This window comes from Chitinispirillales bacterium (genome assembly GCA_031254455.1).
In the GTDB taxonomy this organism is placed as follows: Bacteria; Fibrobacterota; Chitinivibrionia; order Chitinivibrionales; family Chitinivibrionaceae; genus WRFX01.
Genome location: JAIRUI010000009.1, coordinates 1 through 12,989 on the forward strand (window position 1 = coordinate 1; position 12,989 = coordinate 12,989).

Below are 12,989 nucleotides of genomic sequence, written 5' to 3' on the forward strand. Positions count from 1 at the left end.
AGTCAAAAAATCAACTTACTTTAATATCATAATTTTTCGAAATTATATTTCAAATTTGTTTTATACTTTCTTAAGATTTACAAATCTCCGTTCACAAAAATTTCATATAGAAATATACAATACCTTTAGATTTTTTGCGTTTTGCGCTTATATTCGCAAAATTAAGAAGATAATTAAAAAAGCAAAAGAGAAAAAAATGTTTAAAATAGATAAATATGCGAAAGTGTATAAAATAGCGGGGACGTTTTGGATGTTTCTTACAAGATTTTGCGCCCAGCGATTTATCGCTTTAAAGGGTATTATACCCGAGCGCAAAAAATTCTGTAAAATAGTGGTGCTGTAAATTTTACTTCCCGCAATCGATAATTGATTGGCAAATTCCCTTGGGGGAATTTCGCAGGGGTTGGCGTTGGGGAAAATAAAATGACGATACACGCATTTACTGTCATTGCGAGGAGCAAAAGCGACGAAGCAAACCAGAAGACAGCAAAGCGGAATGTGGACAATTTGATTGCTTCGCTAACGCTCGCAATGACGGAAAAGAAAAGTTTGCAATGATGAAAGAGTGCGCTTGCAACGACGGGAAAGATAGAAATGGATACATGGTTACACAATATTACAATTTTTCTAGGAGGTTCGTTATGAACAAAAACAAAAAGAGAACAGGAGTTCTCAACACCACAAAAGCGGCGACGCTTACCGCAATCTTAGGCTTATGCCTGACAACTGCCTCGTGGGCGGCACAAAAAACCGTAAGTATTACCGGTTTGCCAGCAGCCACCGCAACGGCGCTGCAAACGGCTTTCGGTACTCCGGTATCCGGCGACACTGTTACGGTTACGGGAACTTTTAATCCTACGACAGCGCAAAGCATCACTATTCCCGCAGGCGTTTATGTTATCTGGAAGGCGAGTATTTCTACCGCTACACAAAGTATTCAAATGTTCACCGTAAACGGCGATGGAACATTTGAACTGGCAGACGGCGGAATCATTTCATATAATCGTAATGATACTTATTACCCATTAATTGTAAACGGAAACGTAAAACTTATACTTAACGGCGGTACTTTGTATAGTCAAAGAAATGATGCTAATTACATGTTGATGACAACCGCAACTAACGCAATAGTTGTTAATAGCGGTAATTACACCGGAGATTATCGCAGGGTATCAATAGGCGCCTGCAAAAGTTTTGAAATAAACGGCGGAAGTATTTACGGTATTGGCAGTAATACCACTGCCGGCTGTGTTTATAACTTTAACGGCGGAACTGTTGGAACAAGTATTATATATATTTACAGCAGCGGCGGTGTTTATAATATAAACGGTGGAACCATTTATGGCTTTTATAGTCAATCCAGCGACAATGTCACCATAAACATAAACGGCGGAACTGTTACAAGCGGTGTTAATTTCAACAACATCGCGACCAACAAAGTTATTGTAAAGGGCGGGGTAACGGGAGCGATATCATCGTTAGAATCCGTTGACATTCAAGGCGGCAGAGTAACGGGAACGGTAAGTTCTTCCAAAGACATAAGCGTAAGCGGCAATGCCGAGATTGACGGTGTACCGTCGGCAGGCGCCGGAGCCCTTATGGCAGACGGCAACGTAAACATTAAAGACAAAGCAACGGTATTTGTCAACTCGGGCAATGCAATTAGCGTAACCGGACAAAAAAGCAAGGTAACGCTTGAAGGCAATTGCAGCGTAAGCGGCGGCGGTTCTGCTTCAGGAATTTCCGGCAACGGCTCAGACGTGGCGGTAGAGGTAAAAGGGCAGGCAAAAATGGACTTTACCAGTGGCAGTGCAATATTTCTTTCTGGAACAAACTCTAAAGTAACGGTCAGCGGCGGCGAAATAAAAACGACTTCCGGCACGGCGATCTATACTCACGGCGACAAAAGCGTGGTAACGGTCAGCGGCGGAAGAGTCGAGGCGACAACGGGCTTGGCTATTTCTAATACGGGTAACGGCAGTTCGTCTAATATTACCGGTGGTACGGTTTTTGCTTACGGAAGCCAGATAAGAGGCTTGCGTAACGTTATAGACAGCCCGAATTTCACCGAACCTACGGGCACAGGCACGGTAATCGCCTTTGACGCGGAAAAGAGCGCGCGCTCATATTTGCGCGGCGACGCACTCGACATAGTTAAACTTCCTCTTACTGCGGCTGCTTCATGGGATAAGGGCGATCATTCGGACGGTATAGACTATGCCAACGGAGCGAATACAGGCTTTATAGAAGTTCCCGAAGTGGCGGTAAACAAACGCGCGGCTGCTATGGCTAATCTGACCTTTGCCATCCCCGCAGGAAAAGTATATAACGGCACTGCTCAGGGAATCGGAAACGTAACCGGAGCGTCTGGCGTAGGCACGATTACCGTTAAATATAACGGAGTAACAAGCACGCCCGTCAACGCAGGAAGTTATCTGGTCAGCGCGGACGTTGCGGAGGGAGATTACTACGGCTCGGCAATGGGTGTCGCACTTGGAACTTATGTTATAGGTAAGGCAAACGGCGTTGCGGTTGCGGCTCCTTCGGCAGAAAACAGAACGCAGACAAGCGTAAAAATCAATCCGGTATTGACTCCGATAAGCGGACAGTCTATCGAGTATTCGTATAGCACGATAGAAACGGCTCCCGCAGAAGGTTGGCAGACGGGTTTGACATTCGGCGACTTGTCGCAAAACACCATTTACTACTTCTTTGCCCGTTCTCAGGAGAATGGCAACTATAAGACTGGAACAGCGTCATCGACGGCGATAAGAACGCTTGACGACGGCGGTTACGGCGGACCTACCTTTGCGGTAAGCGTAAACAGCGGTACTGCAAACAAGACTGTTGCGGCACAGGGCGACGCAGTAGCAATTACGGCGGCGACCGCTCCGGCAGGCAAGGTGTTTGACAAATGGACAAGCAATGACGGTGTGATATTTGCCAATGCAACTTCGGCAAGCACAACCTTTGCAATGCTTGCAAAAGCGGTAACGGTAACGGCAACGTTTAAGAATCTTCCGGTAAACGAATACGTGATAACCGTTCAAAACGACGGCACAGGCACGGCAAACACCAGTGCCAATTCGGCAGCGGCAGGCACGACGATAACACTTACTGCGACAGCGGGCGCCGGATATGTATTTGACGCTTGGGAAGTTGTAAACGGTGGAATAACGCTTGACAATGCGTCGGCGATTATGACGGCGTTTAATATGCCTGCAAATGCGGTAACGGTGAAGGCGACGTTCAAGAGCGACGGCAAAACATCAATCTTTAAGAATGCCGACAAAGGCGACGCTAACAGCGGTATCAAAGCACTTCAGGGCGGTATAGTATCGAATATTGTGTCGCAGACGGCGGATATTTCCGTAACGCTTCCCAATGGCGAGAGAGTCTCGGAAGTGAAGGTGGTAGTTTACGACAACATCGGCAACGTAGTGTTTGAGAGAAGTGAGCACGGCAACAGCGTTACATGGAACTTAACGAACAATGCGGGCAGAAATGTGGCCAACGGGAGTTACTTGGTGGTAGCCGAAGCGAAGAACGTTAAGGGAGTTGCGAAAATGTATTCTAAGAAGTTGGGTGTGAAGAGATAATTAAGCGGTTATCTTGATAGTTTATGATGAGCGGGATGTAGAAATACGTCCCGCTTTTGTTTTTCGGCGGATGGTATATTTGGCGGTGTAGTATTTATTAGTTTATTAAATCTGGTAGATAATAAATGGAAAAAGAAACGGAAATGTTGTTACAGGACTTGATTAAGCGGCAAGCAGAGGCAAGAGATCAGATTAAAGAAAACGCCAAAGGTTTTGCCGAGTTGAGGGAGCAACAAAAGAAAATCGCAGAAGAAAGCGAAAAACGTTCAAAGAAAATTGATGAGAAATTGGACAGACTTAACGAAATAGTGAACAGGGTTAACAATAATATCGGTTATCACGCAGAACAGTATTTTCAAACCGTATTTGAAAAGAAATTATCTTTTGGAAAAGAAACGTATTATTATATGCTCCCTAATTTGAAATATAGTAGAAAGGGGAAATCAGCGGAATTTGACATTGTTTTGGTTAACGGCGAATCAGTTGCGATTATTGAAGCGAAAAACAGAATACATCCGGATTTTATTAAAGAAATAGCGTTAAATAAAGTGTCACAGTTTCGTGAATACTTCCCTATCTATGAGAATTACAAATTATATCTTGGAGCGGCGGGTTTTTCGTTTGACGAAAGCGTAGTTAAAGAAGCGAAAGTTTACGGTATAGGAATAATCCGTCAAGTCGGCGACGCGGTAGAAATAGACGATAGAGACTTGAAGGTTTATTGAGAACTGTTGCGGAATACGACAAATTAAATCCGATAGAAATAATTAAAGGAACGATAAAATAAGAATGCAGGAAAGTTGGAAAACGAAAGGAATTTTTATGTTAAAAGCGGCGATTGTTATGGGTTCACAATCCGATAACCATATTTCGGATAAAGTAGAAGAGATATTTAAAGAGTTTGGCGTCGAATACGAATTGTCGGTGATTTCGGCGCACAGACATCCTGTAAAAATCAAAAAATTTGCGAAAAATCTTGAGAAAAACGGTTTCGGCGTCGTGATTGCGATAGCCGGGCTTGCCGCACATCTGCCGGGAGTGGTCGCAAGTTTAACGGCTTTACCGGTAATAGGGGTGCCTGGAGACGGCGGTCCTATGCAGGGACAGGACGCGCTGTATTCTATAGTTCAAATGCCTGCGGGTATTCCCGTAGCGTGCGTCGGAATCGGAAACGGAAAAAACGCGGCGCTTTTGGCTGTACAGGTTTTGGCGACGGCAAACGACGGTTTGAAAAACAAACTGAAGGAATTTCGTAAAAAATTCGGCGATGATTCGGAATAATCTTTTTGGAATAATTTTTAATGCAAAACAAAAAAATCGAACTTCTTGCGCCTTGCGGAACGATTGAGGCGTTTCACGCGGCGCTTGACGGCGGAGCGGATGCTGTTTATTTGGGGCTTGGAAATTTTAACGCGCGCCAAAGACAGAAGAATTTTACCGCACAGACGCTTTCGTATGTGATTCCGTACGCTCAGAAAAAAGGCGTAAAAGTTTATATTACTATGAATACGCTGGTAAAAGACGGTGAAATACCGCTTTTTATAAACGACTGCACGATTTTGAAGCAATTGAAGCCCGACGCGCTGATAATTCAGGATTGGGGAATGGCGGCGATGTTGAAAAAGTATTTCAGCGAAATTCCGTTGCATGCAAGTACGCAAATGGCGATTCACAATAGTATGCAAGTGAAATTTGCGCAGGATTTCGGCATTTCTCGGGTAGTGCCCGCAAGAGAACTTACGCTTTCGGAAATAAGAAAAATCAAAAATAAAACCGTGTGTGAAATTGAACTCTTTGTGCATGGAGCGTTGTGTTATTCTATTTCCGGTCGATGTTTGGCGTCGTCGTATTTGGGCGGCGCAAGCGGAAATCGCGGACATTGCACACAAGCTTGTCGAAGGTTTTACAGCGAAACGCCGCAAAAAAAAGGATTTTATTTTTCACCGAAAGATTTTTGGGCTATCGACTTTTTGGAAGAATATCAAAACATAGGAATTTCATCGCTGAAAATCGAAGGACGAATGAAAGGCGCCGAATACGTTTATTCTGTGGTAAGCGCGTATCGCGATTTTATTGATGAGAAAATTGATTTGGAAACGGCGAAAGAACGGCTTTCACACGATTTTGGACGGCAAAAATGTACTTTTTTGTTGAATGGAGAAAATTCTACCGCGGTAGTTTCGGCGGCTCGTCAGGCGGGAACTGGAAATTATGCGGGGAAAATTGCAGGCATTGACAAAAGAGGAATTATTTTGGAATCGGACGGCGAAATTCCGCAAGTCGGCGACCGTCTGCGTTTTCATTCGGTTGACGGTGAAGAAGGCGGGGTAGTAAAAGTTGAAGAAGTTATCGCCGAAGAAAACAGCAAATTGATTCGACTTATTGTCGATGGGGATTTCAAGATAAACAGCGATGGCGCACTTTTTATTATTTCGCGAAAAAATCCGATGATTAAGCAGTGGAAAACACGGAAAATTCATGTAAATCCACGAAAATTTGATGTAAAAAAAGGTATTCCAGCCGGAAAAATTATGTCCGAAATTGACAGAAATATAAATCCGAACGGGAAACCGCATCTTTTTTTACGCGGCGACAGCGTAGAGTGGATTAAACAGTTCAAATCCGTCAAAAATGCGAATTACATTTTGAGTGTATCAAAATCGACTTACGAAATTGACTTTACAAAAGAAAAATTGAAAGGCTTTGTTTCTCAAATTATTATCGCTCTTCCGCAGTTTATTCCCCAAGGCGATATTTCATTTTGGAAAAGCGCAGTTGAAAATTATAAAAAAAACGGAATTTCAAAATTTATGATTTCAAATTTGGGCGACAAAGAATTTTTTGGAAAAGACGATAAAATTTATGCCGACTATCCGCTTTGGACTATTAACAGATATACGCAGAAAATGCTTGAAGACTATGGATTTTACGGGTTTTCGTACTCGCCGGAAGACGATATTTTAAATCTGAAACGAAACGGAAACAATGACGGGCTTTTTTGTATTTTTATGAAAATTCCGCTTTTTGTTTCGCGTATAAAACCGGTTTTACAGGATGGGAAATTGGTTTGCGACTCAATGAACGAAAGATTCTTTATAAAAATTAAAGATAATTGTTCCTATCTTTTAAGCGGAGACGTTTTGGGATTAACTCACAGGGTTGATAAATTGTCGGAATTAGGGATAAAAAAATTCGTCTTGGATTTTTCGTTTTTCCCGCCAGGCGATACGACGCTTTTCAGAAACGTTTTGACAAGTTATGAACGCAGAAACCGTATAAGCGGCAGTGTTTTGTTTAATCACAAGGGCGGATTGAAATAACAGTTGGTTAACAATTCGTTCTCTTTTTTCTCCGACCATGAATCTACTACCGTGATTGGAAGGGCAATTTGCGGATAAATCAGTTTCTTTCCTCCTCCGAACGCCGCGAAATTTCCGACAATCTCCGCAACGCATCCAAGTCCGCCGATGTGGCTGACTATCAGCGACGGGTCGATTGAATTGTTTTCAATTAGTTGCAGCGCTCTGCGAATATCTTCGCCCGAGGCTCCCGAACTTCCTACAATATGGTGGCGTTGATAATGAATGTTGTGAAAGTTTATGGGAACGTTAAATTCTTTTTCAAAAGGTCCGGCAAAAAAATTCAAGCAGCCGTCAAACGACAAAAGTAACATTCCCAAATCTACCAAATCGCGCGAAGGGGCAAAAACTACTACATCGTCGATGGTTCCGGCAAGAGAGCGGACAAAATTTTCATCTTGCGAAGAATACGTTTTTATCCTGCCGTCGTTTTTTATTATTTCACACATTGATTTAAGTTTTTCCGGATTTCTGTCGTAAATCAAAAGTTTTGCGAATTTATGCGATTTTTCTCTCCACAATTGCACGGCAAGTTTTCCCATATTCCCGGCGCCGCCCAAAAATATAGTGGTTCCTTCGGGTTTATTTCCGTAAATAGGCTTGAAACTTTCTTGTTTTGTGTGGTACTGCGTTCTAAAAGCTGCAATTATGCAACCGAGCGGTTCTGCAAGTGCCGCCTTGTAAAATCCTTTCCCTGAAAATTCTATAATTGCGCCGTTCTCATAAAATTGTTTGGGAATCTTTATTTTAGTCGCATATCCGCCGGTTTCGCCAAAGGAATGTCCCATAGCCTGCCACTCAAATCCGGTTTCATATACCATCGGTTGAACGATAATGCTCTTACCGACAAGCGTTTTATCTACTCCGTCGCCTACAGCGCTTACTTTTGCGCAAAACTCGTGTCCCAAAATTACCGGATTTTGCAAAAGATTTTTGGGAACTCTGTTGTGTTCCTGTCCTAGTTGTGCGACCTTGCAGCAAGAAGCGCAAACTGCGCAACAAATTACGTCTGCGAGAATTTCGTGTTCTTTCGGCGGCGAAATATATATCGTTTCGCGACGTAAATCACGCTTCCCATATAATCTTATTGCATCTGATTCCATAATATACGCTATTTTTAAATAATAATGTTTTTCTAAGCGGTTTTGAAACTTTCCATACGTTTTGCGAACAAAAACGTATGTTCTTTCCTCTTTCGTTTCTTTTCACTTATTATAGTATAATATAATATTTTGTACACCATGCCATAGCCGAATTTGTTTGTCATGCCATTATCTTTATTTGCCGGATAAATTGAAAAAAATCAGGTTTTTAAGCAAATTGTCAAGGGAATAAATTATATTTATCAATATGTTGCTATTATTACAAACAATTAAAGAACGGAGGGTGTGAGATGGCGGATGCTCTGCTTCCAATGCCGCAGGATTTGATTGAATTTATTAAAGAATGGAAAATCAAACCCGGCAATCTTATTATGGTGCTTCACAAGGTTCAGGAACATTACGGGTATATACCGCACGAGGTGGCGGTTGAGGTGTCAAAAATACTGGAAACGCCTCTTGCAAAAATCTACGGAGTCGCTACGTTTTATCATTTGTTCTCTCTCAAAAAACCCGGTAAACACAAAATTGCCGTGTGTATGGGAACCGCGTGTTATCTTAAAGGGGCGCAAGGGCTTCTTGATGAAATTGACGCTATTATCGGGTGCAAATCGGGTGAAGTGTCTGCTGACGAGAAATTTAGTGTAGATGCGGTTAGATGTATAGGTTGCTGCGGGCTTGCTCCTGTGATGACGATTGACGGAAAAGTATTCGGGAGCGTAACCTCCGACAGGATTGCGGAAATTATCGCCCCATATCAAAACGATGAAGTAAATTGAGGAGAAAGTTATGGCTAAGTTAACACTTGCAGACCTTAAAAAAATCCGCGATGAAAAAAATAAAGAAATGACTCGTCGCGACACGGATAAGGATGTTCAGATTATTGTAGGAATGGGAACTTGTGGAATCGCCGCCGGAGCAAAAGAGACGTTTTCGGCATTCGTTGACGAACTTGATAAAAGCAATATTTCCGACGTAATGGTAAAACAAACCGGTTGTATGGGATTTTGTTCTGTCGAGCCGACGGTCAGGGTTACCGCTCCGCAAATGCCTGACACTATTTACAATAACGTATCGGCGGAAATTGCCCGAAGAATTGTAAAAGAGCATATTATCGGTAAAAAATTAGTAAGCGAATATGTTTTTGATAACCCGTCACGCGACATTATCGCACAGTAATTGAAAGGTGAAAAATAATGGCGTATAAAAATTATTGTTTGGTTTGCGGCGGAACCGGTTGTAATGCTAATACCGGCGAAGAAATTTATCATGAATTGATAAAAAAAGCAAAGGAACTAGGTGTAGAAAACGACGTGCAGATTGTTAAAACCGGATGTTTTGGTTTCTGCGAAAAAGGCCCGATTGTTAAAATTCTTCCGGAAGAGGCGTTTTATGTTCATGTAAAACCGTCAGACGCCGAAGAATTGATTAAGGAACATATTATTAAAGGTCGTATTGTTGAGCGATTGCACTACAGTGAAGACGGTCAGGATGTACAGGAGCGCGGCAAAATAGACGATATGAGGTTTTATCAGAAACAGTATCGTATCGTTTTGAGAAATTGCGGATTTATAAATCCTGAAGATATTGAAGAATATATCGGTCGTGAAGGTTATCAAGGTTTGGCGAAAGCGCTTACCGAAATGACGCCCGACCAAATTATTGAAGAACTTAAAATTTCCGGTTTGCGCGGACGCGGCGGTGCGGGATTTCCGACTTGGATGAAGTGGAATTTCACAAAACAGGCGCAGTCCGACGTTAAATATATCGTTTGCAATGCGGACGAAGGCGACCCTGGTGCGTATATGGACAGAAGTACAATTGAGGGTGATCCGCACAGTGTCATTGAGGCTATGACCATCGGTGCAAAAGCGATCGGCGCATCTCAGGGTTTTGTGTATATTCGCGCAGAATATCCGCTGGCTATTCATCGATTGGAAGTCGCAATGAAACAGGCGCACGAATACGGATTGCTCGGTAAAGATATTTTGGGAACCGGTTTTGATTTCGAAATAGAAATTCGTTTGGGTGCAGGAGCGTTTGTCTGCGGCGAAGAAACCGCTTTGATCGCTTCCATTGAAGGTGAACGCGGAATACCGAAACCTCGTCCGCCGTTTCCTGCGGTTAAAGGACTTTGGGGCAAACCGACTTTGATTAATAATGTTGAAACATACGCGAACATTCCTATGATTATTCTTAAAGGCGGGAATTGGTTTGCAAGTGTCGGAACGGAAAAGTCAAAAGGGACGAAAGTGTTCGCTCTTACCGGTAAAATCAAAAATTCAGGACTCGTTGAAGTGCCGATGGGAACAACGCTTCGTGAAATTATTTATGATGTCGGCGGCGGAATTAAAAACGGCAAAAAATTTAAGGCGGTTCAAACAGGCGGTCCTTCGGGCGGAGTTTTGACTGCGGATAAACTTGATACGCCGATTGATTTTGACAATCTTGTCTCGGCTGGTTCAATGATGGGTTCCGGCGGTATGATTGTTATGAACGAAGACGATTGTATTGTGGATATTGTTCGGTTTTATCTTGATTTCTCGGTTGACGAAAGCTGCGGGAAATGTTCTCCTTGTCGTATTGGCGGAAGAAAGTTACTCAATATTCTCGACAAAATAGTTGACGGTAAGGGTGAAATGAGCGACATTGATAAAATCAAAGAAATTTCTACCGCTATGCGCCGTTCGTCTCTCTGTGCTTTGGGGCAGACGACGCCTAATCCGGTATTGTCGATTATAAATCTTTTTTGGGAAGAATTACTTGCGCATATAAAAGATAAAAAGTGTCCTGCCGGCAAATGTAAGAAATTGTTGTCGTTCAGTATTGTCCGTGATACGTGTATCGGTTGCGGTGTTTGTGCTAAAAAATGTCCTGCGAATGCGATAATACCTGAGAATTGCGAGCCGCTTCCGGGTAAAAAGAAACCGCCGTATTTTATCGACATAAATAAATGTGTCAAATGCGGTGAGTGTTTGACGGCTTGTAAATTCAAATCGGTTGTTAAGTTATAAGAAGGAGTAAAAATAATGGCGATTACCTGTAAGATAGACGGTATTGATGTTTGTGTCCCGGATGATACGAGCATTCTTAACGCAGCAAAAAAAGTAGGAGTAAAAATTCCGGCATTGTGCTATCATCCCGATTTGAAAGCGTGGGCTGCCTGCGGAATTTGTGTTGTAAAAATGAAAGGTTCACCGAAACTTATGAGAGCGTGCGCCGCTCCGGTGGAAAACGGCAAAGAATATATTACTCGCGATGCGGAACTTGTAGAAGCAAGAAAAGCGGTATTGCAGTTGATTTTGAGTAATCATCCAAATGATTGTTTGCATTGCGGCAGAAGCGGAAATTGCGAATTGCAAACGCTCGCGGCGGATTTCGGTATTCGAGAACAGCCGTTTAAGACGGATTTTGTTCCGCTTCCCAAAGATGATTCTACGACTTCAATCGTGCTTAATCCTGAAAAATGTATTAAATGCGGGCGTTGCGTTTTGGTTTGCCAGCAAATGCAGGGAGTTTATGCTTTAGAATTTATAGGAAGGGGCGAAAATACTCGTCTCGCTCCTGCCGCCGATGTAAAATTGGCGGATTCTCCATGCATCAAATGCGGACAATGTTCGGCTCATTGCCCTGTCGGCGCAATTTATGAGAAAGACGAAACCGCGAAAGTGTTTGAAGCTTTGTCCGACCCGCAAAAGCACTGTGTAGTACAGATTGCTCCGGCGGTAAGAGTTGCTGTAGGTGAGGCGTTTGGATTAGAATCCGGACAGTTGCTTACGGGGAAAATATATTCGGCGCTTCGCCGTTTGGGATTTGACAAGGTTTTCGACACAAACTTTGCGGCTGACCTCACAATTATGGAAGAGGGAACGGAATTTATTCATCGTTTTACGCAAGCGCCGCAAGAACTTCCTCTTATAACTTCGTGCTGTCCGGCGTGGGTAGATTATATGGAAAAATACGCAAACGATTTGATTCCAAATTTCTCTACTTGCAAATCGCCTCAGCAAATGGAAGGGGCGATGATTAAGACATATTACGCGCAAAAAGCGGGAATCGACCCGAAAAATATAGTCGTCGTAAGCATTATGCCTTGTACCGCAAAAAAGTTTGAAGTTCAAGCGAATGACGATATGAGTTCGGCGGTAAAAGGTTCGCCGGACGTTGATATCGCTATTACGACGCGCGAGTTGGCGCGAATGATTAAACAGGCTGGAATTGATATTCTTTCGCTTAAAGAGGAAGAAGTTGATTCGCTTCTTGGAACTTATACCGGCGCTGGAACGATTTTCGGCGTTACTGGTGGAGTTATGGAAGCGGCTTTGAGAACCGTTGTCGCGAAAGTTTCTGGTAAAGAGCTTCCTAAAGTCGAATTTGACGCTCCGAGGGGTATGGACGGCGTAAAATCTGCGCAACTTGACGTAGATGGGAAAAAAGTCCGTATTGCCGTAGCTCATGGGATGGTAAATATAGAAACTGTACTTAACGAAGTCCGCGAAGCGAAAAAGGCGGGCAAAGAGCTTCCGTATCATTTCATTGAAGTTATGGCTTGCCGAGGCGGATGCATCGGCGGGGGAGGGCAGCCGCAAGGCGCTACCGACGAAGTCCGTGCAAAAAGAACGACGGGAATGTACAAGGACGATGAAATTTCAAAAATTCGCTGTTCGCACCATAATCCTGAGGTTCAAAGCGCATACAAAGACTTTTTGGGTGAACCAAATTCGCATAAATCGCACGAACTGCTTCATAGAACGTACGAAAAACGACCGCTTTACAATAGATAAAGGTAGTTTTTATGATTAAACAGCGGAGGTAGAGTAATTTCTGTCTCCGCTGTTGTTTTGTTTGCAGTGTTTTACATTGTGTTCACACTAAACAGGGCGTCAATACACATTGCCAGAAAAATAAATCCGCTGAACACCACATCTAAC

The 12,989-nt window shown here is 43.1% G+C and carries 10 protein-coding genes; 9 read left to right on the forward strand and 1 reads right to left on the reverse strand.

Annotated features, from left to right (window positions below; all coding sequences use genetic code 11):
• Window positions 1-196 precede the first annotated feature (196 nt).
• From LBH98_00545 to LBH98_00565, 5 genes are all read left to right on the forward strand, one after another.
• The gene (locus LBH98_00545; GenBank protein MDR0303252.1) at window positions 197-343 is read left to right on the forward strand and encodes a hypothetical protein; all 147 of its coding nucleotides are present in this window, start codon (window positions 197-199) and stop codon (window positions 341-343) included.
• Between the two features lie 298 nt (window positions 344-641).
• Complete coding sequence (locus tag LBH98_00550) at window positions 642-3,599, forward strand: MBG domain-containing protein (GenBank protein ID MDR0303253.1); 2,958 nt, start codon at window positions 642-644, stop codon at window positions 3,597-3,599.
• A gap of 125 nt (window positions 3,600-3,724) precedes the next feature.
• The gene (locus LBH98_00555) at window positions 3,725-4,324 is read left to right on the forward strand and encodes an NERD domain-containing protein (GenBank protein ID MDR0303254.1); all 600 of its coding nucleotides are present in this window, start codon (window positions 3,725-3,727) and stop codon (window positions 4,322-4,324) included.
• Window positions 4,325-4,421: 97 nt separating this feature from the next.
• Window positions 4,422-4,880: a 5-(carboxyamino)imidazole ribonucleotide mutase gene (gene purE, locus LBH98_00560; protein ID MDR0303255.1), complete on the forward strand. Its 459-nt coding sequence runs from the start codon at window positions 4,422-4,424 to the stop codon at window positions 4,878-4,880.
• 20 nt (window positions 4,881-4,900) lie between these two features.
• Entirely contained in the window at window positions 4,901-6,919 is a 2,019-nt protein-coding gene (locus LBH98_00565; GenBank protein ID MDR0303256.1) for a U32 family peptidase, read from the forward strand.
• Here LBH98_00565 and LBH98_00570 read toward each other — a convergent pair.
• Window positions 6,898-8,061, reverse strand: coding sequence for an alcohol dehydrogenase catalytic domain-containing protein (locus tag LBH98_00570; protein MDR0303257.1), 1,164 nt, complete (start codon window positions 8,059-8,061; stop codon window positions 6,898-6,900). The two genes, LBH98_00565 and LBH98_00570, sit on opposite strands and share 22 nt — an antisense overlap.
• A gap of 290 nt (window positions 8,062-8,351) precedes the next feature.
• Here LBH98_00570 and LBH98_00575 point away from each other — a divergent pair, with 290 nt between their 5' ends.
• The 4 genes from LBH98_00575 to LBH98_00590 are packed head-to-tail and all read left to right on the forward strand — an operon-like array spanning window position 8,352 to window position 12,842.
• Window positions 8,352-8,837, forward strand: a complete 486-nt coding sequence (locus LBH98_00575) for an NAD(P)H-dependent oxidoreductase subunit E (protein MDR0303258.1) — start codon at window positions 8,352-8,354, stop codon at window positions 8,835-8,837.
• Window positions 8,838-8,847: 10 nt separating this feature from the next.
• Window positions 8,848-9,237 (forward strand): hypothetical protein, encoded by a 390-nt coding sequence (locus tag LBH98_00580; GenBank protein ID MDR0303259.1) that lies wholly within the window; start codon window positions 8,848-8,850, stop codon window positions 9,235-9,237.
• 17 nt (window positions 9,238-9,254) lie between these two features.
• Window positions 9,255-11,072 (forward strand): SLBB domain-containing protein, encoded by a 1,818-nt coding sequence (locus LBH98_00585; GenBank protein ID MDR0303260.1) that lies wholly within the window; start codon window positions 9,255-9,257, stop codon window positions 11,070-11,072.
• Window positions 11,073-11,087: 15 nt separating this feature from the next.
• Window positions 11,088-12,842 (forward strand): [FeFe] hydrogenase, group A, encoded by a 1,755-nt coding sequence (locus tag LBH98_00590; GenBank protein MDR0303261.1) that lies wholly within the window; start codon window positions 11,088-11,090, stop codon window positions 12,840-12,842.
• The last annotated feature ends 147 nt before the right edge of the window (window positions 12,843-12,989 follow it).